Origin of the sequence: Streptomyces sp. NBC_00335 (assembly GCF_036127095.1) — a bacterium.
Classification (GTDB): domain Bacteria; phylum Actinomycetota; class Actinomycetes; order Streptomycetales; family Streptomycetaceae; genus Streptomyces.
Window position 1 is genome coordinate 3457224 of sequence record NZ_CP108006.1, and the last position, 24919, is coordinate 3482142.

Genomic DNA, 24919 nt, shown 5'->3' on the forward strand with positions numbered 1-24919 from the left:
GCGCGGCTCTGCGGCCCTACAGCTCTACAGCCCTACAGCCCTACAGCTCTACAGCTCTACAGCGGGAAGAGGCTGCCCGAGGCGAAGCGCAGGACGAGCTGCGGGGCGCCCGAGAGGACCAGGGCGGTGGCGGCCGTGAGCACGATGGCCGCCGTGACCGGCCAGGGGGTCCTCGTACGGGGCTGCGCGCCCTGCTGGGTGCCCTCCTGGGCCGCGTCCGTGTCGGGGGCGCGGAAGAGCAGGGCGGTCCAGCGCAGGTAGTAGTACAGCGCGATGACGACGTTGACGGCCATGACCACGGCGAGCCAGCCCAGTCCCGCGTCGACCGCCGAGCGGAAGACGGTGACCTTGGCGAAGAGCCCGATGATGCCCGGCGGCAGACCGGCCAGGCAGAGCAGGAAGAAGGCCATCGCGAGGGCGGCGAGCGGGCTCTCGGCGTACAGGCCCCGGTAGTCGGAGAGCCGGTGCAGGGGCTTCGTACGGGCCACCAGGGCGGCCACGGCGAAGGCGCCGAGGTTCACGGCGGCGTACATGAGGGCGTAGGCGACGGTGGAGCCGATCTGGTCGCGCCCGGCGTAGGCGGCGGCCGCGATCGGGACCAGCAGGTAGCCGGCCTGGCCGACGGAGGACCAGGCGAGCAGCCGTACGGCGCCGCCCGGGCGGTCCGCGGACTGGCGCAGGGCGGCCGCGTTGCCGAGGGTCATGGTGAGCGCGGCCAGGACGGCGAGGGCCGGTCCCCAGACGTCGGAGTACGCCGGGAAGGCGATCACGGTGACGAGGATGAGGCCCGTGAAGCCGACGGCCTTGCCGATGACCGACAGGTATCCGGCGACGGGCAGCGGGGCGCCGACGTAGGTGTCCGGGACCCAGAAGTGGAAGGGGACGGCGGCCGTCTTGAAGGCGAAGCCGACCAGGGTGAGCGCGACTCCGGCCATGGCGAGGGTGTCGAGCTGCCCGGGGACGCTTTCGAGCCGGTCGGCGACCTGGGTGAGGTGCAGGGAGCCGGTGGCGGCGTAGACGAAGCTGACGCCCATCAGGGACACGGCGGTGGCGGTGACCGAGGACAGGAAGAACTTGAGGGCGGCCTCGGAGGAGAGCCGGTCGCCGCGCCGCATGCCGACGAGGGCGAAGGCGGGCAGCGAGGCGACTTCGAGGGCCACGATCAGGGTGGCGAGGTCGCGGGAGGCAGGCAGCAGGGCCGCGCCGGCTGCGGAGGAGAGCAGCAGGAACCAGTACTCGCCGGCGGGCATGCGCGCCTCGCGGACGGCCGTGACCGACAGCAGGGCGGTGATCAGGGCGCCGCCCAGGACGAGGAACTGGACGACGAGCGCGAAGTGGTCGGCGGCGTAGCTGCACGCGGCGGGGTCCGCCGTACCGGGTCCGGTGAGGCAGAAGGTGCTGCGGTCGCCGGCGCGCAGCGGCAGCAGGGTGGCGGTCGCGGCGGCCAGTCCGGCGACGGAGATCCAGCCGAGCAGCGGCTTGCGGCGCTCCGGCAGGAAGAGGTCGGCGACCAGGACGAGGAGGCCGACGGCTGCGGTGATGACGACCGGCGCGATGGCGAGCCAGTCGACGGACTGGACCATGCCGGGTCCGTCGGCGGCGGCGATGGCGGTGCTGATGGTGGGGCGAAGGACCGTCATGAGTTCCCTCCCGCGAGGAGCTTCTGGACGGCCGGGTCGGTGAGGCCGAGGAGGACCGCGGGCCACAGGCCGGCGAGGAGGGTGAGGGCGACGAGCGGGGTCCAGGCGGCGTACTCGTAGCGCTGGATGTCCGCGAGGACCACGGGGGCGGCGGCGCCTTCGCGCGCGGTCTTCGGGTCGCCCATGCACACCCGCCGTACGACGATCAGAAGATAGGCGGCGGTGAGCAGGGTGCCGAACGCTCCGACGGCCATGTAGGTGAGGAACGCGGGCCGCGACAGGCCCTCGGCGGGGTCGAACGCGCCGAAGAGCGCCAGCATCTCGCCCCAGAAGCCGGCCAGGCCGGGGAGTCCGAGCGAGGCGATGGCGGCGAAGGCGAGGAGGGCGCCGAAGCGGGGGGCGCGGCCGTAGAGGGCCGCTCCGGTGGCTCCGGCGAGGGTGTCGAGGTCGGCCGTGCCGTAACGGTCCTTGAGGGCGCCGACGAGGAAGAAGAGGAGGCCGGTGATCAGGCCGTGCGCGACGTTGGCGAACAGCGCGCCGTTGACGCCGGTGGGGGTCATGGACGCGATGCCCAGGAGGACGAAGCCCATGTGGCCGACGGAGGAGTACGCGATGAGGCGCTTGAGGTCGCCCTTGTTGCCCTTGCGGGCGAGGGCGAGGCAGGCCAGGGACCCATAGACGATGCCCACGGCGGCGAAGGCGCCCAGGTACGGGGCGAAGGTGGCCATGCCGTCGGGGGTGGCGGGCAGCAGGATCCGGACGAACCCGTAGGTGCCCATCTTCAGCAGGACGCCCGCGAGGAGGACGGAGCCGACGGTGGGGGCGGCGGTGTGGGCGTCCGGCAGCCAGCTGTGCAGCGGCCACATCGGGGTCTTCACGGCGAGGCCGATCCCGATGGCGAGAACGGCCAGGACCTGGGTGGTGTGGGACAGTTCGCGGCCGTTGTCAGAGGCGAGTGCCACCATGTCGAAAGTGCCGCTTTTCAGTCCGATCAGCAGCAGACCGAGCAGCATGACGACGGAGCCGAGGAGCGTGTAGAGGATGAACTTCCAGGCGGCGGCCTGCCGCTGAGCACCGCCCCAGCGGGCGATGAGGAAGTACATCGGGATGAGGACCATCTCGAAGGCGAGGAAGAACAGCAGCAGGTCGAGGACGGCGAAGGTGGCGAGGGTGCCGGACTCCAGGACCAGGAGCAGGGCGACGAAGGCCTTCGCGGAGGGGCCCGCGGGGAGCTTGAAGTAGCTGTAGAGCGCGCAGAGGAAGAACAGCAGCGCGGTCATCAGGAGGAGGGGGAGCGAGATGCCGTCGATGCCGAGGTGGATCCGGACGTTCAGCGCCTGGATCCAGCTGATGTCCGTCGTGGCCTGGAAGCGGGACGGGGCGTCGTGGTCGAAGCCCACGGCGAGGACGACCGCCGCGGCGAGGATCGCACCGGTCACGGTCACGCCGTGGCGCAGTACGGCCTGTTCGGGGCTCTTGCCCTTCAGTCCGGGCGGGGCCGGCAGGAGGGCGGCGACGGCGCCGACGAGCGGGCCGGCCACGACGAACGCCAGAAGGAACTGCATCACGGACGGGCTGATATCAATCACGGCTGACTCACGGCTCACGATCCGGCGTTGACGTTGGCGAGGACGGCGGTGGCGATCGCCAGGACCACGGCGCCGGCGAGCAGGGCACTCAGGTAGCTCTGCACGTTGCCGGTCTGGGCGCGGCGTACGAGGCCGCCGAGCAGCCGGGGGCCAAGACCCGCGCCACGGACGTACGAGTCCACGACCTCGCGGTCGAGGAAGCGTACGAGGGCTGCGGCGGCTCGGACGGGGCGGACGAACAGGCGGTCGTAGACGGCGTCGAGGTGGAAGCCGACGGCGGCGTGCCGGTGCAGCGGGCCGAGCAGCGCGCGGCCGGGGTCGGCGGCGGGGGCCGTGGAGACGACCGGGTGGTCGTGGGTGACCTGGCCGACTTCGGGGCTCTCCGCGGCGGACTCGGCGGCGGCGACGGCCGCGGACACCGCGGCGGAGGCGGACACCGTGGCGGTGGCGGGCGCTCCGGCGGTGGCGGGCGCTCCGGCGGGGCCGGCCGGGGCCAGGGCGGCCTGGGCCTTGGCGCGCTGCCACAGGGCGTAGGTGAGGACCGCGCCGACGGCGGCGGCGCCGGTGCCGAGGACCGAGGTGGTCAGCGACGGGGTGAGCTCGCGGCCGTCGAAGAAGTCGGAGAGGGGCCCGGCCAGCAGGCCGAAGCCCACGGACGGGACGGCGAGCAGCCACAGCACGCCGGTCATGGCGACGGGCTCCTTGCCGTGGTCGGGGGCGGCAGCGCCCCGGCCGCGGAAGGCCATCAGCCAGAGCCGGGTGGCGTAGGCGGCGGTGAGCAGGGCGGTCAGCACGCCGGCGACGAGGACCACCCAGCCGGCCGCGCTCGGGGCGAACTCCGAGTGGCCGCCGGCGGTGTGCTCGGCTGCGACGAGGACGGCTTCCTTGGAGAAGAAGCCGGCGAAGGGCGGGAAGGCGGCGAGCGCGAGCAGCGCGATCGTCATCGTCCAGAAGGCGTCGGGGATGCGCTTGGCCAGGCCGTCCATGCGGGACATGGCGGCCAGCGAGTTCGTCCCCGCGGCGTGGATGATCACGCCGGCGCCGAGGAACAGGAGCGCCTTGAAGGCGCCGTGGGACAGGAGGTGGAAGACGGCGGCCGCGCGGTCGCCGACGGCCAGGGCCCCGGTCATGTAGCCGAGCTGGCCGATCGTGGAGTAGGCGAGCACCCGCTTGATGTCGTCCTGGGCCAGGGCGGCGAGGGCGGAGCCGACCATCGTCACGGCCGCCATGACGGCCAGGACCACCAGCGCGGCCCGGGAGGCCGCGAAGACGGGGAGGAGGCGGGCCACGAAGTAGACACCGGCGGCGACCATCGTCGCGGCGTGGATCAGCGCGGAGACCGGGGTGGGGCCCGCCATGGCGTCCGGAAGCCAGGTGTGCAGCGGGAACTGCGCGGACTTGCCCGCGACTCCGGCCAGCAGGAGCAGGGCGATGAGCGTCGGGTGGTCGAGCCCGCCCGCGGCGACGGTGCCCAGGATCTTGGTGATCCGGAAGGACCCGGCGTCGGTGGCGAGCGCGAACAGGCCGATGAGGAAGGGGACGTCGCCCAGCTTGGTGACGAGGAAGGCCTTCAGGGAGGCGGAGCGGGCCGCCTCGGTCTCCCAGTAGTGGCCGACCAGGAAGTACGAGCAGATGCCCATGATCTCCCAGCCGACCAGCAGCACCATCAGGTCGCCGGAGTAGACGACGAGCAGCATGGCGGAGGTGAACAGTGAGACCAGGGCTGCGTAGGACGGGTAGCGCGGGTCCTCGCGCAGGTACGCCGTCGAGTAGATCTGCACGCAGGTGGCGACGACGCCCACGAGGACGGCCACCATGACGGCGAAGCCGTCCAGGTGGAGCGAGAGCTCGATGGGCACGGAGCCGGTCGGGGTCAGCTCGGTCGCCGTGTCGATCGCCTTGCCGCCGGCCTGGCGGAAGGCGACCAGGACCGCGAGGACGGCGGCGGCCAGCGTCGGCAGGACGGCGAGCGGCTTGACGAAGCCGGGGGCGGTGCGGCCGAGCAGCAGTCCCGCCAGCGCGCCCAGGAAGGGCAGGAGGGGGACCAGTACGGCGAGGGTCGGGGTGCTCACGCGGCGGCTCCGGTCGCAGGGTTCGCGCTGTCCGGGTTCACGCCGGCCGGGTTCGAGCCGGCCGGCTCGTGGCCCTCGGCGGTGTCGCGCAGTCGGTCCACGTCCGCGGTGCCCCGGTTGCGGTAGACCATCAGCACGATCGCGAGGCCGATGCCGATCTCGGCGGCGGCGATGGCGATGGTGAAGAGGGTGAGGGCCTGGCCGGCGTGCAGGCTGTCGCGCAGCCAGACGTCGAAGGCCACCAGGTTGAGGTTGACGGCGTTGAGCATCAGCTCGACGGACATCAGGACCAGGATGGCGTTGCGGCGGGCGAGGACTCCGTACAGGCCCGTGCAGAAGAGGAGCGCCGCCAGCACGGCGGGGTAGGCGAGGTGCATCAGCGCTGCCCCTTCTTGTCGGTGGCGGGAGCGGCGGGGGGCGCGGCGGCGGGGGGCGCGCTCTCGGGCGTGTCCTTGCGGGACAGCACGATGGCGCCGATCAGGGCCGCGAGGAGGAGGACGGAGAGCGCCTCGAAGGGCAGCACCCAGTGCCGGAAGAGGATCTCTCCCGAGACCTTGGTGGAGCCCTGGGCGGGGCCGTCGAGGTCGATCCAGGTGGTGCGGAAGGCGTCGACGACCACCCAGACGAGCGCGGCGGCCGCGACGAGGGCGACGCCGAGCGCGACCGGGCGGTTGCCCGAGTCGGCGTCCGGTGAGCGGCCGATGGGGGCCTTGGTGAGCATCAGCCCGAAGAGGAGGAGGACGACCACGGAACCGAGGTAGATCAGCACCTGGACCCAGGCGATGAACTCGGCGGTCAGGAGCAGGTACTCGACGGCGACCCCGCCGAGCGCGACGACCAGCCACAGGGCGGCGTGCACGAGCTGCTTGGTGGTGACCGTGACGGCGGCCGCGCCGAGGGTGGCGAGGCCGACGAGGACGAAGGCGATCTCGACGCCGGTCGGGGAGAGGAAGCCGTTGCCTTGGGCGGCTGCGGTGATCACGCGTCTCCTTCCGGGGCCGGGGCCGGGGCCGGGGCCTGGGCCTGGGCCTGGGCCGTGGTGTCGGGGTTCGCCTCGGCGGCTGCGGCAGCGGCGGCTGCCGCGGCGGCGGTCTCCGCCTTCTCCACGGCCTTGCGGGCTGCCGCGATCTCCTTGGGCTCCTCGGCGGCCGGGTCCAGGGCGGGCGGGGCCGGGACGGTCCACATCCACTCGCGCAGCTTGTCGCGCTCGTGGGTCAGTTCGTGGATGTCGGTCTCGGCGTACTCGAACTCCGGCGACCAGAACAGCGCGTCGAAGGGGCACACCTCGATGCAGATGCCGCAGTACATGCAGAGGGAGAAGTCGATGGCGAAGCGGTCGAGGACGTTGCGGCTGCGCTCACGGCCACCGGGGGCGGCGGCCGGCAGCGTCTCCTTGTGGGAGTCGATGTAGATGCACCAGTCGGGGCACTCGCGTGCGCACAGCATGCAGACCGTGCAGTTCTCCTCGAACAGGCCGATGACCCCGCGCGAGCGCGGGGGGAGTTCGGGCTGCACCTCGGGGTACTGGGCGGTGTGCGAGCGCTTCGTCATCGTGCGCAGCGTGACGGCCAGGCCCTTGGCGAGGCCGGAGCCGGGGATGGGAGGCATTTACTGGATCGCCACCTTCACGATGCCGGTGAGCGCGATCTGGGCGAGCGCGAGCGGGATGAGTACGGTCCAGGCGAGCTTCTGGAGCTGGTCCTCGCGCAGCCGGGGGTAGCTCACGCGGAGCCAGATCACCACGAAGGAGAGCGCGGCGATCTTGAGCAGGGTCCAGACCCAGCCGAAGTCGTCGCCGCCGAAGGGGCCGTGCCAGCCGCCCAGGAAGAGGACGGTGGTGAGGGCGCACAGGACGACGATGCCGGCGTACTCGGCGAGCAGGAACAGCGCGAAGCGCAGGCCGGTGTACTCGGTGTACGCGCCGAAGATGATCTCGGAGTCGGCGACGGGCATGTCGAAGGGGGGCCGCTGGAGTTCGGCGAGGCCGGCGGTGAAGAAGACGAGCCCGCCGACGATCTGCCAGGGCAGCCACCACCACTCGAAGGCGCCGACGATGCCGGGGAGCGACACCGTTCCGGCGGCCATGGCGACCGAGGCCGCCGCGAGCAGCATGGGGAGCTCGTAGGCGAGCAGCTGGGCGGCGGTGCGGAGGCCTCCGAGGAGGGAGAACTTGTTCGCGGAGGCCCAGCCGGCCATGAGCGAGCCGAGCACGCCGATGCCCATGACGGCGAGCGCGAAGAACAGCCCGGCGTCGATGACCTGGCCGACGGCGCCCTCGCCGGGGCCGATCGGGATGGCGAGGAGGACCAGGAGGTACGGGAGGAGCGCGACGGCGGGGGCGATCTGGAAGACGCGGCGGTCGGCGTTGGCCGGGACGATGTCTTCCTTCTGCGCGAACTTGACTCCGTCGGCGACGAGCTGGGCCCAGCCGTGGAAGCCGCCGGCGTACATGGGGCCGAGGCGGCCCTGCATGTGGGCCATCACCTTGTGCTCGGCCTGCCCGACGACGAGCGGGAGCACGAGGAAGACGGCGAAGACGACGATCAGCCGCAGGGCGACGTCGAGGACGTCGTTCACGCGGCGCCTCCGGTGGGGTCGTTGGGGGTGGGGTCCGCGGGGTCCGCCTTGGGGGCGGACTCGGACTCGGAATCGGGCTCCTGCCCGGCCCCGGCGGAGCCCGGCGGGGCGGCGGCCGGGGTGGCGGGAGCCGCAGGGGTGGCCGGAGTTGCTGGGCTAGTCGGGTCGGCCGGAGCCGCCGACGTGGCCGGAGCTTCCGGGGTGGCCGGAGCAGCCGGGGTCGACGGTTCGGCCGGGGCTGCCGGTTCGGCCGGGGTCGACGATTCGGCCGGGGTGGCCGGAGCCGCCGGGGTGGCCGGAGCCGCCGGGGTCGCTGGAGCCGCCGGGGTCGCCGGTTCGGCCGGGGTCGACGATTCGGCCGGAGCAGCCGGGGTGGCCGGAGCAGCCGGGGTGGCCGGTTCGGCCGGAGCAGCCGGGGTGGCCGGAGCAGCCGGGGTGGCCGGTTCGGCCGGAGCAGCCGGGGTGGCCGGAGCAGCCGGGGTGGCCGGTTCGGCCGGAGCAGCCGGGGTGGCCGGAGCGGCCTGGTCCGCCGGTTCGGCGGGGGTGGCCGGAGCGGCCGGAGTGGCCGTAGGGGTGTCGAAGGCGGGCTTCGGGTTGTGCCAGGGGGCGTCCGCGCTGCCGCGTACCGGGCGGGCGGGGGCCTGTGGTTCCGCCGTGGGCGCGGCCTCGGCTTCGGCCGGGGCTGCTGCCTGGCTCGCGGAGCCGTCCGCCACCGAGCGGGTACGGCGGACCGGACGGGCCGGGGCCGGGCTCGCTTCCGCCGGCGTTGCCGCGGCGTCGGCCGGCGTCGCCACCGGCCGGGCGGGGGTGGCTTCTGCCGAAGCCGGGGTCGATCCTGCGGCCAAGGCCTCCGACTGGCTCGCGGAGCCGTCCGCCACCGAGCGGGAGCGGCGCGCCGGGCGGGCCGGGGACGCTTCCGCCGAAGTTGCCGAGGCTTCGGGCAGGGCCGTCGGGGGCTCCGGCTGGGCGGGGGTGGTTGCCGCCGGGGGCGGGGTTGCTCCCGTGGACAGGGCCTCCGACTGGCTCGCCGAGCCGTCCGCTACCGAGCGGGTACGGCGGACCGGACGGGCCGGGGACGCATCGGACGGGGGTGCCGGGGCTTCGGACGCGGGCGGGGTGGCTTCGCGGGGGGTGCGGGCCGGGCGGTCGCCCGCTGCGCGCGGGGTGCGGGCCGGGCGGTCGCCGGGGGCGCCCGCCGCCGCGCGGGGGGTGCGGGCGGGGCGGGTGGGGGCCGGGGGGAGCTGGCCCTTCATCGGGCCCCAGTCGTTGGGGTCGGGTACGCCCGGCGGGAGCATCTGGCGGCGCTTCGGGGCGTCGGGGTCGTGTGCCTCGCCCGGCTCCTTCGCGCCCGGCCAGGCCTTGGCGACCCGCGCCGCGAGGACGAAGTCCTTGCGCAGCGGGTGGCCCTCGAAGTTCTCGGGGAGGAGGAGCGGGACGAGGTTCGGGTGGTCCGTGAACGCGACCCCGAACATCTCCCAGGTCTCGCGCTCATGCCATTCGGCGCCGGCGTAGACGGAGACGGCCGAGGGCAGGGAGGGCGCCGAGTGCGGGACGGTGGTCCGCAGCAGGAGGCGGCGTACGCGGTGGTTCTCCAGGGAGACCACGTGCGCGCAGATGCGGAAGCCCGTGCCCGGCTCGTCGACCGCGCTCAGCCAGTCGAAGTAGGTGCAGCCCAGCTTGTCGCGGGCGATCTCCAGGGCGGGGATCCAGCTCGCAGTGGGGACGTCGACCGTGAGGACGGAGTACGCGAAGGAGCCGACGGCTTCCTCGCCGAAGACCGTTCCCGCCGCGTCGGGGAGGGAGTCGTAGAGGTTCACGCGTCCGTCCCGGGAGCGGGGGGAGGAGTTACCAGGCCGCTCGTGAGCTGGGCCGGGGACGGCGCGGGGGTGTTCGCGTAGCGCTCCGCCAGCGATTCGCGGGCGATCTTCTCCTGGAGCTTGAGGATGCCCTGGAGCAGCGCCTCGGGGCGGGGCGGGCAGCCGGGGACGTAGACGTCGACCGGGATGATCTGGTCGACGCCCTTGGTCACCGAGTACGAGTCCCAGTACGGGCCGCCGCAGTTGGAGCAGGCGCCGAAGGAGATCACGTACTTGGGCTCGGGCATCTGCTCGTACAGCCGCTTGACGGCCGGGGCCATCTTGTCCGTCACCGTGCCGGAGACGATCATGAGGTCCGCCTGGCGCGGGCCGGGCGCGAAGGGGATGACGCCGAGCCGGATGAAGTCGTGCCGGGCCATCGACGCCGCGATGAACTCGATCGCGCAGCAGGCGAGGCCGAAGTTGAAGACCCACAGGCTGTAGCGGCGGCCCCAGTTGAGGACCACCTTCATGGGCTCGGGCGCGAGGCGGGACAGGACGCCCAGCCGCTTCGGCTCCGGGAGCAGCTGCGGCTCCGACGGCACGGCCGGGGTACCGGCCGGGGTCACAGCCATTCGAGGACGCCCTTCTTGTACGCGTAGAGCAGGCCGACGGCCAGGAAGCCGAGGAAGACGAACATCTCCACCAGCGTCGTGGCGCCGTAACCGGCGGCGGCGAACACCGTCGCCCAGGGGAAGAGGAAGATCGAGTCGACGGCGAAGATGACGTAGAGGAAGGCGTAGACGTAGTAGCGGACCTGGGTGTGCGCCCAGCCCTCGCCGACCGGGTCCACGCCGCACTCGTAGGTCAGCAGCTTCTCGCGGGTCGGGACGGACGGGCTCAGCAGACGGTTGGCGCCGAACGCCACCGCCACGAAGAGCACGCCGAGCGCGGCCAGGAGGCCGACGACCGAATACGTCCGGAAGTAGTCCGCGGCGAGCACGGATACGGTCGATACCGTTGGTTCGGGCACGTCCGTTCCTCGTTCCTCGGCCACTGTCGACGATCAGGTTGATCTGGTACGGACGGGAGTCTAGGGCCTGGGGTCCACGGGGTGGGGTTATCCCCCGTTTACCTCGGCCCGGCTACCCCATGGCATCGGACCTCCGCGCTTGGCAGGGTGGGCGCATGACCGCGAGCAAGCACACCCCCGACGACGGCGCTCCTCCTCCCGTCCGCGCACCCTTCGATGCCGTGACGTGGAAGGAAATCGCCTATCTGCTGAGCAATTTGCCCGCCGCCCTCATCGGTTTCGTCTTCACGGTGGTGATGGTGGCGACCGCGGGCGGTCTGTCGGTGACCGCGATCGGTCTTCCGCTGCTCGCATGTGGTCTGTTCTTGTCTCGCCAATTGGGACGCCTGGAACGGGCGCGGGCGCGCGACCTCTTGGGCGTACGGGTCGACGAGCCGACGCCGATGCCCGGGCCGGGCCGCTCCGGGGGGTTCTTCCCCTGGCTGTGGGCGAGCCTGAAGGACCCGGTGGCGTGGCGGACCGTGCTGTTCGAGCTGATCCGGCTGCCGTGGGCGATTGCCACCTTCACGGTGGCGCTGACCGGGCTGTTCGTGCTGTGGCCGGTGCTGCCGTGGGTGGTGCGCGGGCTCGCGAACGTGGACCGCGCGATGGTACGGGGCCTGCTGTCCCCCTCCGACGAGCTGGAGCGGCGCATCGCCGAGCTGGAATCCGACCGCGGTGTCGTGGTCGACACGGCGGCGGCGGACCTGCGGCGCATCGAGCGCGACCTGCACGACGGGGCGCAGGCCCGGCTGGTGGCACTGGCGATGGGGCTGGGCCTGGCGAAGGAGAAGCTGCTGGAGGACCCCGAGGGGGCGGCGGCGATGGTGGACGAGGCGCACGGGGAAGTGAAGATCGCCCTCCAGGAACTGCGGGACCTCGCGCGCGGGATCCATCCGGCGGTGCTGACCGACCGGGGGCTGGACGCGGCGCTGTCCTCGGTGGCCTCGCGGTGCCTGGTCCCCGTGAAGGTGGCGGTGGATCTGCCGGCGCGGCCGGCGGAGGCGATCGAGGGGATCGCGTACTTCGTGGTCTCGGAGCTGCTGCAGAACGTGAGCAAGCACGCGGGGCCGGGGGCGCGGTGCGCGGAGGTCGAGGTCTGGCGGACGGGTGGCTCCGCCGACGGGCGGCTGCTGATCCGGGTGTCGGACGACGGGCAGGGCGGCGCGAATGCCCTGGCCGGGTCGGGGCTGGCGGGGCTGGGTGAGCGGCTCGACGCGGTCGATGGCGTGCTGGTCGTCGAGTCGCCCGAGGGCGCGGGGACCGTGGTCACGGCGGAGCTGCCGTGGCGGGAGCGGGTGGCCCGGTAGGGCCTGGCGCCGGCCGGAGGCCCTGCCGCGGGTGGTGCGGCACCGCTCCGCCGTGACCCCGGTCCCCGCGCCTCAAACGCCGGCGGGGCTGATCTTGGCTGGGCCGGCTTGCCCCTAGGGCCGGACCCTGTGCCCGCCGTGGGTCGGTGCGGCGCCGTACCCGGGGACCAGCCCCCGGACCCCCGCGCCTCAAACGCCGGCGGGGCTGATTTTGGCTGAGTCGGCTTGCCCCTAGGGCCGGACCCTGTGCCCGCCGTGGGTCGGTGCGGCACCGTACCCGGGGACCAGCCCCCGGACCCCCGCGCCTCAAACGCCGGCGGGGCTGTTTTTGGCTGGGCTGGGCTGCACGTGCCGGTCGTTGGGGCTGGAAATTGGCTACGCCAGCCCGTAGGTGCTGGCCCTCGGGCCGGAACTTGGCTGCGCCGACCCGTACGGGGCGGCCCCTCGGGCCGGAACTTGGCTGCGCCGACCCACGCGTGCAGGCCCTTGGGCGAGAACTTGGCTGCGCCAACCCGTACGTGCCGGCCCTCGGGGCTGGATCGCCCTGCAGGGTGATCCAGCCCCGCCGGCGTTTGAGGCTCGGGTCTGGGCGGAGCCCAGGGAACGGGCGAAGGGCGGGGAGGGGACTTGGCCCCCGCGCAGCGGCCGCCGAGTGCCGAGGCCGGGCCGGGGCCGGGGCTGGGAAGGACAGGGCCCCGGAGCAGGGCCCGGGACAGGCCCCAGGGGCAGGACCCGGGGTGGGGTTAACCCCCCTCGGGAGAGGCCGACCTGCCGGATGGTTGGGGGTGGGGGGTTGGCGGGAGGGTGGGGGGACACAGTGGATGAAGGGCGGGTTGGCGATATGGGTAGCGGCGCAGGCAGCGGTATCGGCAGGGTGGTGCGGGCTCCCTTCGAGGGGCGGACCTGGCGGGAGTTCGGGTATCTGATGCTCGGGCTGCCGCTCAGCACCCTGTACTTCTCGCTCGCCATCACCGGCGTCAGCCTCGGCGCCGGACTGCTCGTCACCTTCCTCGGAGTCCCGGTGCTGGCGGGTGTACTGGCCATGTGCCGCGGGTTCGGGCGCGTGGAGCGGGCCCGGGTGCGCGGGATGCTCCGTCACGACATCGCCGAGCCCGCGCCGATCCGGGCGAAGAAGAGCGGGGCGATCGCCCGGATGGGGGCACTGCTCAAGAGCGGGAGCGCCTGGCGGCACGTGCTGTACTCGGTCGTCCACTTTCCGTGGGCGGTGTTCGCCTTCTGCGTGGCCCTGACGTTCTGGGTTTATGGGTGGGCCATGCTGCTCTACCCGCTCTGGTTCTGGGTGTTCCCCGCCTTTACCGACCAGCCGGGGCTGCAGGTCTTCCAGAACGACGACTACTCCCTCTACCTGGACTCCCCCCTCGCGATCGCGGCGACCTGCGCGACCGGGCTCGCCCTCACGCTCGCCACCCCCTGGGTGGTCCGCGCCCTGACCACCGTGGACCGGGTCCTCGTCTGCGGGCTGCTCGGGCCCTCGCGGCTCGACCACCGGGTCAGCGAACTGGAGTCCGACCGGGGTGTCGTGGTCGACACCGCCGCGGCCGATCTGCGGCGCATCGAGCGCGACCTGCACGACGGGGCGCAGGCCCGGCTGGTGGCGCTGGCCATGGATCTGGGCATGGCGAAGGAGAAGCTGACGCAGGACCCGCAGGCCGCCGCCCGCATGGTGGACGAGGCGCACGGGGAAGTGAAGATCGCCCTACAGGAGCTGCGGGACCTGGCCCGCGGGATCCACCCGGCCGTGCTGACCGACCGCGGGCTGGACGCGGCCCTGTCCTCGGTGGCCTCCCGGTGCGCGGTGCCGGTACGGGTGGCCGTGGAGCTGCCCTCGCGGCCGGCAGCGGCGATCGAGGGGATCGCGTACTTCACGGTGTCGGAGCTGCTGCAGAACGTGAGCAAGCACGCGAGGGCCCGTACGGCCGGGGTGGACGTGTGGAAGTCCGGCGAGCGGCTGCTGATCCAGGTCGCCGACGACGGTGTCGGCGGGGCCGGCGCCGTGGCCGGTTCGGGGCTGGCGGGGCTGGCCGAGCGGCTCGACGCCGTGGACGGGCTGCTCGTCGTGGACTCCCCCGCCGGCGGCGGCACGACCGTCACCGCCGAACTCCCCTGGCGGGCCGTCTGAGGCGACCCGAACGGCCCGTACGGGCGACATCGACGACCGCACGGATGCCCGCACCTGGTGTCCGTGCGGTCGTGTGTCGGTGCCGTTCGGCCCGCCCCGAGCGGGGGCCAAAGCCCTGACTTTCGGGGGCGGGTGGCTCAGAGGGGCTCCGAGGGCCGAAAACAGCCGCTCCCGGGGTACTCGTTGATCGCGCTCCGGCTGTATCCGGGCTCAAGACTGGGATGCTTGGCTGAGTCAGGGAACACGGGGCATGAGCGGACGCGGGAGCAGCGGAGTCGTGGAAGACAGGGTGCGGGTGGTCATCGCCGAGGATTCAGTGCTGCTGCGTGAGGGCCTGACCCGGTTGCTGACCGACCGGGGGCATGACGTCGTCGCAGGCGTCGGGGACGCGGAAGCCCTGATCAAGACGGTGGCGGAGCTGGCGGCCGAGAACGCGCTGCCGGACGTGGTGGTGGCCGATGTGCGGATGCCGCCGACGCACACCGACGAGGGTGTGCGGGCGGCCGTGCGGCTGCGGCGCGATCACCCCGGCATAGGTGTGCTGGTGCTGTCGCAGTACGTGGAGGAGCAGTACGCCACCGAGCTGCTGGCCGGGTCCAGTACCGGGGTGGGGTACCTGCTGAAGGACCGGGTGGCCGATGTGCGCGAGTTCCTCGACGCCGTCGTCCGCGTGGCCCGGGGCGGTACCGCCCTGGACCCGGAGGTCGTGGCGCAGCTGCTCGGCCGCAGCCGCAAGCAGGACGTGCTGGCGGGGCTGACCCCGCGCGAGCGCGAGGTGCTCGGGCTGATGGCCGAGGGGCGGACCAATTCCGCGGTGGCCAAGCAGCTGGTGGTGAGCGACGGCGCGGTGGAGAAGCACGTCAGCAACATCTTCATGAAGCTGGGCCTGTCACCCAGTGACGGGGATCACCGGCGCGTGCTGGCCGTTCTCACCTACCTAAGATCTTGATCAACTGACACTCTGTCAGGTAAGGCCGGATTCGGACAGACCGCCGAAGGGGCGGTCCAGAAAATGAGCACCCCGGGAAGGAATCCCTACGGACGTAGGGTTGACCGTGGGCAGTGCTCACGCCTCGAAGGAGGTCCAGTTCAGTGACCAGCCAGGTCAGTAGCCCAGCCGAACAGTCCGACGGGGCCGAAGGCGCAGTCGTCGGCGAGCAGCGGACGCCCCCGGGCCCGAGCGGTGAACCCGCAGATCACGCAGGCCCCGGCGGTCGCGATGGAGACGCCGGGGAATCCGTGACGAAGGAAGTACGCCGACTCGATCGGGTGATCATCCGCTTCGCGGGTGACTCCGGTGACGGCATGCAGCTCACCGGTGACCGCTTCACCTCGGAAACCGCCTCCTTCGGCAACGACCTCTCGACGCTGCCGAACTTCCCGGCCGAGATCAGGGCGCCCGCCGGCACCCTCCCCGGCGTCTCGTCCTTCCAGCTGCACTTCGCCGACCACGACATCCTGACGCCGGGCGACGCCCCGAACGTCCTGGTGGCGATGAACCCGGCGGCGCTGAAGGCGAACATCGCGGACGTACCGCGCGGCGCGGAGATCATCGTCAACACGGACGAGTTCACCAAGCGCCCGATGGCGAAGGTCGGCTACGAGACCTCCCCGCTGGAAGACGGCTCGCTGGACGCCTACAACGTCCACCCGGTGCCGCTGACCACCCTCACCGTCGAGGCGCTCAAGGACTTCGGGCTCTCCCGCAAGGAGGCCGAGCGCAGCAAGAACATGTTCGCGCTCGGGCTGCTGTCCTGGATGTACCACCGGCCCACCGAGGGCACCGAGACCTTCCTGCGGCAGAAGTTCGCGAAGAAGCCCCAGATCGCGGAGGCGAACGTCACCGCCTTCCGGGCGGGCTGGAACTTCGGCGAGACCACCGAGGACTTCGCCGTCTCCTACGAGGTGGCCCCGGCCACCCGCGCCTTCCCGGCCGGCACCTACCGCAACATCTCCGGGAACCTCGCCCTGTCCTACGGGCTGATCGCGGCGGGCCAGCAGGCCGATCTGCCGATCTACCTGGGCTCGTACCCGATCACCCCGGCCTCGGACATCCTGCACGAGCTGTCGAAGCACAAGAACTTCGGCGTACGCACCTTCCAGGCCGAGGACGAGATCGCCGGCATCGGCGCGGCGCTGGGCGCGGCCTTCGGCGGCGCGCTGGGCGTGACCACCACCTCCGGCCCGGGCGTGGCCCTGAAGTCCGAGACGATCGGCCTCGCGGTCTCCCTGGAGCTGCCGCTGCTGATCGTGGACATCCAGCGCGGCGGCCCCTCCACGGGTCTGCCGACCAAGACGGAGCAGGCCGACCTGCTGCAGGCCATGTACGGGCGCAACGGCGAGGCCCCGGTGCCGATCGTGGCCCCGCGCACCCCGGCGGACTGCTTCGACGCGGCGCTGGAAGCGGCCCGGATCGCGCTGACCTACCGGACCCCGGTGTTCCTGCTCTCCGACGGGTACCTCGCCAACGGCTCCGAGCCCTGGCGGATCCCGGACGTGGCGGACCTGCCGGACCTGAAGGTGCAGTTCGCCGCCGGCCCCAACCACGAGCTCGCGGACGGCACCGAGGTCTTCTGGCCGTACAAGCGCGATCCGCAGACCCTGGCCCGCCCCTGGGCGGTCCCGGGCACGCCGGGGCTGGAGCACCGGATCGGCGGCATCGAGAAGCAGGACGGCACGGGCAACATCTCGTACGACCCGGCCAACCACGAGTTGATGGTCCGCACCCGCCAGGCCAAGATCGACGGCATCACGGTCCCCGACCTGGAGGTCGACGACCCGGACGGCGCGCGGACCCTGGTCATCGGCTGGGGCTCGACGTACGGGCCGATCACGGCCGCCGTACGCCGGCTGCGGATCGCCGGGCTCCCCATCGCGCAGGCCCACCTGCGCCACCTCAACCCCTTCCCGAGGAATCTGGGCGAGGTCCTGAAGCGTTACGACAAGGTAGTGGTGCCGGAGATGAACCTCGGGCAGCTCGCGACCCTCCTGAGGGCGAAGTACCTGGTCGACGCACAGTCGTACAACCAGGTGAACGGCATGCCGTTCAAGGCCGAGCAGCTCGCCAACCATCTCAAGGAGGCCATCAATGACTGAGGTGACCGACAGCCCCGCCCTGCTCTCGCTGGTGCCCAAGGCGGCCGCCAAGCAGTCGATGAAGGACTTCAAGTCGGACCAGGAGGTCCGCTGGTGCCCCGGCTGCGGCGACTACGCGGTCCTCGCCGCCGTCCAGGGCTTCATGCCGGAGCTGGGGCTGGCGAAGGAGAACATCGTCTTCGTCTCGGGCATCGGCTGCTCCTCGCGCTTCCCGTACTACATGGACACGTACGGGATGCACTCGATCCACGGCCGCGCCCCGGCGATCGCCACGGGGCTCGCCACCTCGCGCCGCGACCTGTCGGTGTGGGTGGTCACCGGTGACGGGGACGCGCTCTCCATCGGCGGAAACCACCTGATCCACGCCCTGCGGCGCAACGTCAACCTCAAGATCCTGCTGTTCAACAACCGGATCTACGGGCTGACCAAGGGGCAGTACTCCCCCACCTCCGAGGTCGGCAAGATCACCAAGTCGACCCCGATGGGCTCGCTCGACGCGCCCTTCAACCCGGTCTCGCTGGCGATCGGCGCGGAGGCCTCCTTCGTGGCCCGTACGGTCGACTCCGACCGCAAGCACCTCACCGAGGTGCTGCGCGCGGCGGCCGCCCACGAGGGCACGGCGCTGGTGGAGATCTACCAGAACTGCAACATCTTCAACGACGGCGCCTTCGAGGTCCTCAAGGACCACGAGCAGGCCCAGGAGGCCGTGATCCGCCTCGAACAGGGGCAGCCGATCCGCTTCGGCGTGGACGGCGCCAAGGGCGTCGTGCGCAACGTGGCCACCGGCGACCTGGAGGTCGTGACCGTGACCCCCGAGAACGAGTCCCGGATCCTGGTCCACGACGCCTCCTCGGCCTCCCCGACCAACGCGTTCGCGCTGTCCCGGCTGGCCGACCCCGACACGCTGCACCAGACGCCCATCGGGGTGTTCCGCAACGTGCGGCGGCCCGTCTACGACACGCTCATGGCCGACCAGCTGGAGACGGCCGTGGACCGCAGCGGCAAGGGCGACCTGGGCGCGCTGCTGAGCGGGAACGACACCTGGACCGTCGTGGGCTGAGACATCGGCTGAGGCATCGGCCGAGACATCGGCTGAGGCATCCGCCGCGGCCCACCGCAGCTCACCGAAGCCCGGACCCGCAGGGAGGGTCCGGGCTTCGTCGCGTCCCGGCCGCCGGGCGGCCACCCAAGTGTCATGAGCATCTCGCCAGACACTAATGACTTTCGGCGCGTGCGGCGCTACCGTCGTCAGGTTGGCTTGAAGTAGCTCTGGAGGTCCCGTGAAGGCACAGAACGACCAGCGCACGGGGTTGCTCTACGGCTTCGCCTCGTACGGAATGTGGGGGATCGTGCCCCTCTTCTGGCCGCTCCTCCAGCCCGCCGGGGCGATCGAGATCCTCGCCCACCGCATGGTGTGGTCCCTGGCCGTGGTCGGTCTGGCGCTGCTGGTTCTGCGGCGCTGGGGATGGATGGCGGAGCTGCTGCGCCAGCCGCGCAAGCTCGCCCTCACCGCGGTGGCCGCCGCCCTGGTCACCGTGAACTGGGGCGTCTACATCTGGGCGGTCAACAACGGCGCGGTCGTCGAGGCGAGCCTCGGCTACTTCATCAACCCCCTGGTCACCATCGCCCTCGGCGTCCTGGTCCTCGGCGAGCGCCTGCGCCGCACGCAGTGGGCGGCGGTCGGGATCGCCGTCACCGCCGTACTGGTCCTCGCCGTCGGGTACGGGCGGCCGCCGTGGATCTCGCTGATCCTGGCCGTCTCCTTCGCCCTGTACGGGCTGATCAAGAAGCAGCTCGGCATGGGCGGCCTGGAGTCGCTGACCGCCGAGACCGTGATCATGTTCCTGCCCGCCCTCGGCTACCTGCTGTGGCTCGGCTCGCGGGGCGAGTCCACCTTCACCGCCCAGGGCCCGGGGCACGCCGCCCTGCTGGCCTCGGCCGGTCTGGTCACCGCGATCCCGCTGATCTGCTTCGGCGCGGCCGCGATCCGGGTCCCGCTGTCCACCCTCGGGCTGCTCCAGTACATGGCCCCGGTCTTCCAGTTCGGGCTCGGCGTCCTCTACTTCCACGAGGCCATGCCGCCCGCCCGCTGGGCCGGCTTCTCCCTGGTCTGGGTCGCCCTGTCGATCCTCACCTGGGACGCCCTGCGCACCGCTCGGCGCTCCCGGGCCCTGCGCCTGGATGCCCTGTCGGCGCACCTGCCGAGCTCGGTCCCGAGCCCCGTCCCGAGCCCCCTTCCGACCCCGGAGCGCGAGACCGCGTAACACCGCTCGGAGCATCGACGGGCGCGTCTTCGGACGCGCCCGTCCGCATGTCCACCCCTGTCGGCCGTACCCCCGCCCCGGCCTACGCGTCCATCGGCAGCCCCGTCGTGGCGAGCCGGAGGCTCGGCGGTGCGTGCGCGGCCACCAGGTCCACGGCCTCCCCGGCCGTGGCGACCTCGCCGACCTCCCCGAAGGGATCGCGCCGCACGACGCGGAACCGCCCGTCGGGCAGCGGGATCACGAAGGGGACCGCCACCTCGTAGGGGAAGCGGGTCGTGCTGCTGAAGTGCACGTGGCAATGGCTCGTGTACGGGTACAGCTGCCGCAGCAGCGGGTGCGCGTGGGCCGCCTCCAGCACCGCGATGGTGCCGAGGCGCCAGACCTTGGGCCCGAGGCGCTCCAGGCCGTCCGCCCATGTCCGCCGCCTGTCGATCCACTGCGCTTCGACGACCGCCGCACGGGTCTCTTCGTTCACGTTCATCCCCCCAGTGTGCTCTTGTACCGGCCCTGTGAGCGGCTCCGTACGCTTTCCGAACGGGTCTGACCGGGTTGAGGTCTTGACGGACTGTCATGCTCTTGCCGACCAGGCCGTCCTCCAGGGGCGCGACGCCGACTCCCGGCCCGTACGCCTCCCGCCTCCGGCCGCCCCGCCCACACCGGCCGCACGGCCGTACGGTCCGGCGGAATCCAGGTTTCCCTTTATTGCGTCGGTCACCTCCGCCCCCTCGGCCGCATCCCGCCGGCCGAGTTCCGAGACGAGCGATCGCCGCAGGTCATTACGGCCCGGCCGATATTCCACTTCCCGATCCGGCCGGACCGGCTTCCCGCCCCGGCCGCACTTAATTGCACACCAGCGACATAGGCATTTTTAGCCTCGTTGACAACCCCAAGTTCCTGACGGTTATATGAAGTCATCGAAGGGGGGGATGGCGAATGAGGGCCAGCCGAAAGACCCAATTCCGCAACCGAATTGCATTAACCCATTGCCATCTCCAATTTGAGGAGATGAAATGAGCATAATCAAGCACACGCTTCCGCTCGCCGCCGCCGCCATCGCGCTGACGGTCGGGAGCATCGCAGGGCCCAGCCTCATCCAGGCCCAGGCGGCCGCCTCGAGCACGTCGGCCGTCGCCGAGACGCCGGCAGCCGCCGCGGCTCCCGCGGCCACCGAGGCCCCGGCGGCCACCGAGGCTCCGGCCGACTCCGCGGGCCAGGCGGGCGGCATCTTCAACCCGCGGCCGGTCGCGCGAACCCCCGAACAGCTGCTCCAGCTCCTGGGCGAGCGGATCAAGGCCAAGGACATCGAGGGCATCATCGCCCTGCACGAGCCCGAAGCGGCGATCGTCGACTGGGACCTCTCGGTCATCAGGGGCCACGCCGCCATCAGGACCTTCTACGTCGGGTGGTTCAACCTGAACCCGGTGCTCACCGTCAACGCCCGCCAGACCGTGGCGACGGGGGGATGGCGCGGCTGGGACGGCGTGGTGCGCCAGCGCACGGCGTCCATCATGGGCGACTACAGCCTGGAGCAGGCCGGGACGGACGGCACCCGCGTGAGCTTCACCGGCAACTTCTGCGACACCGTGGAAGAGCAGCTGGACGGCACGTGGCTGTACGTCCTGGACAACCCGTACCCGCCCCACGGCGGGGGCACGCCGGCGGCTGCCTCCCACCACTGATCCGGGCATCTCAGCGGTCTCGGCCTTTTCTGCTCAGCCCGCCGGCCGGTGAATTCTTCCCGCGCATCGCGCGCTTTATCCACCGCACCGAAAAGCAAGCAGGGTGAGGAAATTCCGCCCACCCATGGGGGATCTGACCATCCCCATGGGTGGCCGGCCACCACTCAATCAACCCGAGGGGGAACCGTGCCGGGCATAGCCCCGATCTCGTCATACCAGCTGCCGACGGCGGCCGAACTGCCCGCCAGCAAGGCCCCGTGGAAACCCGACCCCGACCGAGCGGCCCTGCTCGTGCACGATATGCAGCGCTACTTCCTCGCACCGTTTCCCGCGGAGATCCGCGATCCGCTGGTACGCCACTGCGCGCTCCTGCGGGAGCGCTGCGCCGCCCTCGGGGTGCCGGTGTTCTACACCGCGCAACCCGGAGGCATGACCGACGGGGAACGCGGGCTGCTCAAGGACTTCTGGGGTCCGGGCATGAGGGTGGACCCCGTCGATCGTCAGATCGTCACGGAACTCGCGCCGCGGCCCGCGGACCAGGTGCTCACCAAGTGGCGCTACAGCGCGTTCTTCCGCTCGGACCTGCTGGCCCGGATGCGCGCCCAGGGCCGCGATCAGCTGATCGTCTGCGGGGTGTACGCGCACGTCGGCGTGCTGGCGACAGCCCTGGAGGCGTTCACCAACGACATCCAGCCGTTCCTGGTCGCCGACGCCGTCGGTGACTTCTCCGCCGAGTACCACCAGCTGGCCCTCGACTACGCGGCCGCCCGCTGCTCGGTGGTCACCACCACCGAGGAGGTCTTCCGATGAACCCGACGCAGCTGCTCGAACACGTGCTGGGCTCCGATCCGGGTCCCTTCGCCCTGCTGCACCGCCCCGAGTCGCTGGGCGCGGACCGCGTGGAGATCCTGCTGGGCGAGATCGGTACGCCGGCCCGGCTGGCCGACATCCCGCTCGCCGACGGGAGCGGGCGGCCCGGCGGGCCCCGGCACGAGGCGCTGGTCCTGGTGCCCCACCAGCAGATCACCGAGCGCGGCTTCATCGCCGCCGCGGACGGCTCACCGCTGATCGCGATGTCGGTGACCGACCAGGGGCAGATCGCCACGTCGCAGGCGCTGAGATCCCTGCCGGACGAGCCGATCACCCTGGACGGCGGGCATTTCGACACCGAGGACGAGGCCTACGCCGACACGGTCCGCGCGGTCCTCGACAACGAGATCGGCACCGGCGAGGGCTCCAACTTCGTCATCAAGCGCTCGTTCGTCACCACCATCACCGGGTACTCGACGCGCAGCGCGCTCAGCCTGTTCCGCCGGCTGCTCACCCGGGAGAGCGGCGCCTACTGGACCTTCATCGTGCACACCGGCACGCGGACCTTCGTGGGCGCCACTCCCGAGCGCCACGTCAGCCTGCGGGACGGCGTCGCGGCGATGACCCCGATCAGCGGCACCTACCGCTACCCGCCCACCGGACCGGTCCGCTCGGAGGTCATGGAGTTCCTCACCGACGGCAAGGAGACCGACGAGCTGTACATGGTGCTGGACGAGGAACTCAAGATGATGGCCCGGGTCTGCCGGGGCGGCGGCCGGGTGAGGGGACCGTTCCTGCGGGAGATGGCGCACCTCGCGCACACCGAGTACGTCATCGAGGGGCGCAGCGACCTCGACCCCCGGGACATCCTGCGGGAAACGATGTTCGCCCCGACGGTGACCGGCAGCCCGCTGGAGAACGCCTGCCGGGTGATAGCCCGCTACGAGCCGCGCGGCCGCGGGTACTACGGCGGAATCGCGGCCCTCATCGGCCGCGACGCCGACGGCGCGCGCACCCTGGACTCGGCCATCCTCATCCGCACCGCCGACATCCGTGCCTCGGACGCCGACGACAGCGCCCACGTGGAGGTCGGGGTGGGCGCGACCCTGGTCCGGCACTCCGACGCCGGCGCCGAGGTCGCGGAGACCCGTACCAAGGCCGCGGGCGTGCTCGCGGCGCTGGGCGCCGCGAACCGGCTCGTCGAGGACCCGCTGATCCAGAAGGCCCTGGGGAGCCGCAACGAGACGATCGCGCGCTTCTGGCTCAGCGACGCCGAATCGCGGGCGCGGCCCCACCCGATGCTCGCCGGCCGCCGGGCCCTGATCATCGATGCCGAGGACACCTTCAGCTCGATGCTGGCCCACCAGCTGAGCGCCATCGGACTGACCGTCGAGCTCGCCGCCTTCGACGCGGCCCACCGCTTCGACGACCACGACCTCGTCGTCATGGGCCCGGGACCCGGCGACCCGCGGGAGGCCGGCGACCGCCGGATGGCCCATCTCACCTCGGCGATCGAGGAGTTGCTCTCCCGGCGCATCCCCTTCCTGGCCGTGTGCCTGAGCCATCAGCTGCTGTCCCGGCACCTCGGGCTCGACCTGAGGCGCCGGGACGTCCCGAACCAGGGCACCCAGCGCGAGATCGACCTGTTCGGCTCGCGGGAGCGGGTCGGCTTCTACAACTCCTACGAGGCCCGGTCGCGGGCCGAGCACCTGGAGTGCCCCGGCGTCGGCGAGGTGAAGGTGAGCCTCGACCCCCGCACGGGAGAGGTGCACGCCCTGCGCGGAGCGCACTTCGGATCCGTGCAGTTCCACCTCGAATCCGTGCTCACCCAGGACAGCGAGCGCGTCCTGACCGAGCTCCTCGTCCCCCTGCTGGAAGCCGCGGAGGTGGTGAAGGTATGAAGGCCGCCGTCTCCTGGTGGGACCTCTCCGGGTCCCACCAGACCATCGACTCCTTGCGCGTCTACCTGCGCGACGAGGGAGTGGACCCGTGGACCGAGGTCCGCGGCATGCGACTGAAGTTCTGGATCTCCGACCGGCAGCTGAACCGGTGGGGCGCGGTGATGCTGTGGGACTCCGACGCCGACCTGACGCAGCCGATGCCCCCGAACCGGGCCACCGAGCTCATCGGGTACCCGCCGACCGACCGGATGATGACCGCGGTCGAGGCGATCGTCGAGGGCCTCCACTCGGGTGCGACGTCCGAGCGCGGCCTGGCCTTCGAGACCGCCGGGAACGCCTCGTGAGCGCCCCGGCCCGGCCCCTGACGGCCGATGAGTTCACCGCCCCGCCCGCCGAGCCGATGGACCTGCTGCGGACCTGGTTCGACAGCGCCGTCGCGAACGCCGTACGCGAACCGGGCGCACTGGCCCTGGCCACCGCCGATGCCCGCGGCCGCGCCTCCAACCGGATCGTGCAGGTGCTCTCGGTACGCGGTACGGGGCTGGTGTTCGCCAGCCACTCCGACAGCCGCAAGGCCCGGGACTTCGACGAGACGGGCTGGGCGTCGGGCGTCTTCTACTGGCGCGAGGCCGGCCGCCAGGTGAGCGTGAGCGGCCCGGCCCGCCCGCTGCCCGACGAGGAGTCCGACGCCCTGTGGGCCGCCCGGCCCGCCGCCGCGCACCCGATGTCGGTGGCCTCGTACCAGAGCGCACTGCTGCCGGACGAGGACGAGCTGCGCGAGCGGGCCAGGGAACTGGCCCGGAGCGGCACCGCACTGACCCGCCCGGACCGCTGGCTGGGCTACCTGCTGGAGCCGGCCTCGGTCGAGTTCTGGCAGGCCGACCAGGCGGACCGGCTGCACCGGAGGCTGCGCTACGAGCGCGACGGCTCCGGCTGGCGTACGGACCGGCTCCAACCTTGACCGTGCTCCGAA

The 24919-nt window shown here is 72.0% G+C and carries 22 protein-coding genes; 11 read left to right on the forward strand and 11 right to left on the reverse strand.

All coding sequences use genetic code 11. From position 1 onward, the window contains the following. Positions 1 to 56: 56 nt before the first annotated feature. Genes OHA37_RS15330 through OHA37_RS15375 form a run of 10 tightly spaced genes read right to left on the reverse strand, consistent with a single transcriptional unit; the run spans position 57 to position 10707 of the window. The gene (locus OHA37_RS15330; protein ID WP_266905527.1) at positions 57 to 1640 is read right to left on the reverse strand and encodes an NADH-quinone oxidoreductase subunit N; all 1584 of its coding nucleotides are present in this window, start codon (positions 1638 to 1640) and stop codon (positions 57 to 59) included. Beyond that, complete coding sequence (locus tag OHA37_RS15335; RefSeq protein ID WP_266912810.1) at positions 1637 to 3205, reverse strand: complex I subunit 4 family protein; 1569 nt, start codon at positions 3203 to 3205, stop codon at positions 1637 to 1639. Before OHA37_RS15335 ends, OHA37_RS15330 begins: the two co-directional genes overlap by 4 nt. Before the next feature lie 38 nt (positions 3206 to 3243). Next, complete coding sequence (locus OHA37_RS15340) at positions 3244 to 5301, reverse strand: NADH-quinone oxidoreductase subunit 5 family protein (RefSeq protein WP_266905529.1); 2058 nt, start codon at positions 5299 to 5301, stop codon at positions 3244 to 3246. Further along, on the reverse strand, positions 5298 to 5678 hold the full coding sequence (nuoK, locus tag OHA37_RS15345) for an NADH-quinone oxidoreductase subunit NuoK (protein ID WP_266905531.1): 381 nt from the start codon (positions 5676 to 5678) through the stop codon (positions 5298 to 5300). The genes OHA37_RS15340 and nuoK overlap by 4 nt, the downstream gene beginning before the upstream one ends. Beyond that, complete coding sequence (locus OHA37_RS15350; RefSeq protein ID WP_266905533.1) at positions 5678 to 6283, reverse strand: NADH-quinone oxidoreductase subunit J family protein; 606 nt, start codon at positions 6281 to 6283, stop codon at positions 5678 to 5680. The genes nuoK and OHA37_RS15350 overlap by 1 nt, the downstream gene beginning before the upstream one ends. Further along, positions 6280 to 6909, reverse strand: a complete 630-nt coding sequence (locus OHA37_RS15355; RefSeq protein WP_266905534.1) for a NuoI/complex I 23 kDa subunit family protein — start codon at positions 6907 to 6909, stop codon at positions 6280 to 6282. The genes OHA37_RS15350 and OHA37_RS15355 overlap by 4 nt, the downstream gene beginning before the upstream one ends. Continuing rightward, a complete protein-coding gene (locus OHA37_RS15360; RefSeq protein WP_266905536.1) occupies positions 6910 to 7878 on the reverse strand; it encodes a complex I subunit 1/NuoH family protein in 969 nt (322 codons plus the stop codon). Continuing rightward, positions 7875 to 9695: an NADH-quinone oxidoreductase subunit C gene (locus OHA37_RS15365; protein WP_266905538.1), complete on the reverse strand. Its 1821-nt coding sequence runs from the start codon at positions 9693 to 9695 to the stop codon at positions 7875 to 7877. Before OHA37_RS15365 ends, OHA37_RS15360 begins: the two co-directional genes overlap by 4 nt. Beyond that, complete coding sequence (locus OHA37_RS15370) at positions 9692 to 10309, reverse strand: NADH-quinone oxidoreductase subunit B (protein WP_266905539.1); 618 nt, start codon at positions 10307 to 10309, stop codon at positions 9692 to 9694. Before OHA37_RS15370 ends, OHA37_RS15365 begins: the two co-directional genes overlap by 4 nt. Continuing rightward, positions 10300 to 10707, reverse strand: coding sequence for an NADH-quinone oxidoreductase subunit A (locus tag OHA37_RS15375; RefSeq protein WP_266905541.1), 408 nt, complete (start codon positions 10705 to 10707; stop codon positions 10300 to 10302). Before OHA37_RS15375 ends, OHA37_RS15370 begins: the two co-directional genes overlap by 10 nt. 155 nt (positions 10708 to 10862) lie before the next feature. Here OHA37_RS15375 and OHA37_RS15380 point away from each other — a divergent pair, with 155 nt between their 5' ends. The 6 genes from OHA37_RS15380 (at position 10863) to rarD (ending at position 19556) form a co-directional block, all read left to right on the forward strand. After that, positions 10863 to 12056, forward strand: coding sequence for a sensor histidine kinase (locus OHA37_RS15380; RefSeq protein ID WP_266905543.1), 1194 nt, complete (start codon positions 10863 to 10865; stop codon positions 12054 to 12056). 841 nt (positions 12057 to 12897) lie between these two features. Then, complete coding sequence (locus tag OHA37_RS15385; protein ID WP_266905545.1) at positions 12898 to 14196, forward strand: sensor histidine kinase; 1299 nt, start codon at positions 12898 to 12900, stop codon at positions 14194 to 14196. A gap of 289 nt (positions 14197 to 14485) precedes the next feature. Beyond that, a complete protein-coding gene (locus OHA37_RS15390; RefSeq protein WP_308313410.1) occupies positions 14486 to 15145 on the forward strand; it encodes a response regulator transcription factor in 660 nt (219 codons plus the stop codon). 143 nt (positions 15146 to 15288) lie between these two features. Further along, complete coding sequence (locus OHA37_RS15395) at positions 15289 to 17292, forward strand: 2-oxoacid:acceptor oxidoreductase subunit alpha (RefSeq protein ID WP_266905548.1); 2004 nt, start codon at positions 15289 to 15291, stop codon at positions 17290 to 17292. Further along, positions 17285 to 18352 (forward strand): 2-oxoacid:ferredoxin oxidoreductase subunit beta, encoded by a 1068-nt coding sequence (locus tag OHA37_RS15400; RefSeq protein ID WP_266905550.1) that lies wholly within the window; start codon positions 17285 to 17287, stop codon positions 18350 to 18352. The genes OHA37_RS15395 and OHA37_RS15400 overlap by 8 nt, the downstream gene beginning before the upstream one ends. Before the next feature lie 220 nt (positions 18353 to 18572). Continuing rightward, positions 18573 to 19556 (forward strand): EamA family transporter RarD, encoded by a 984-nt coding sequence (gene rarD / locus OHA37_RS15405; protein ID WP_266905552.1) that lies wholly within the window; start codon positions 18573 to 18575, stop codon positions 19554 to 19556. Between the two features lie 82 nt (positions 19557 to 19638). Here rarD and OHA37_RS15410 read toward each other — a convergent pair whose 3' ends face one another. Continuing rightward, positions 19639 to 20037 (reverse strand): DUF6193 family natural product biosynthesis protein, encoded by a 399-nt coding sequence (locus OHA37_RS15410; protein WP_266905554.1) that lies wholly within the window; start codon positions 20035 to 20037, stop codon positions 19639 to 19641. Positions 20038 to 20566: 529 nt separating this feature from the next. On the opposite strand from OHA37_RS15410, the gene OHA37_RS15415 reads away from it, so the two are divergent. The 5 genes from OHA37_RS15415 to phzG all read left to right on the forward strand — a co-directional run bounded on the left by OHA37_RS15415 (position 20567) and on the right by phzG (position 24907). Then, complete coding sequence (locus OHA37_RS15415; protein WP_266905556.1) at positions 20567 to 21235, forward strand: YybH family protein; 669 nt, start codon at positions 20567 to 20569, stop codon at positions 21233 to 21235. A gap of 186 nt (positions 21236 to 21421) precedes the next feature. After that, positions 21422 to 22045, forward strand: coding sequence for an isochorismatase family protein (locus OHA37_RS15420; RefSeq protein WP_266905558.1), 624 nt, complete (start codon positions 21422 to 21424; stop codon positions 22043 to 22045). Next, positions 22042 to 23946 carry an anthranilate synthase family protein gene (locus OHA37_RS15425; RefSeq protein ID WP_266905560.1) on the forward strand — a complete coding sequence of 635 codons (1905 nt, stop codon included), beginning with the start codon at positions 22042 to 22044 and terminating at the stop codon, positions 23944 to 23946. Before OHA37_RS15420 ends, OHA37_RS15425 begins: the two co-directional genes overlap by 4 nt. Then, complete coding sequence (locus tag OHA37_RS15430) at positions 23943 to 24290, forward strand: hypothetical protein (RefSeq protein WP_266905562.1); 348 nt, start codon at positions 23943 to 23945, stop codon at positions 24288 to 24290. Before OHA37_RS15425 ends, OHA37_RS15430 begins: the two co-directional genes overlap by 4 nt. Then, positions 24287 to 24907, forward strand: a complete 621-nt coding sequence (gene phzG, locus OHA37_RS15435; protein ID WP_266905564.1) for a phenazine biosynthesis FMN-dependent oxidase PhzG — start codon at positions 24287 to 24289, stop codon at positions 24905 to 24907. The genes OHA37_RS15430 and phzG overlap by 4 nt, the downstream gene beginning before the upstream one ends. The last annotated feature ends 12 nt before the right edge of the window (positions 24908 to 24919 follow it).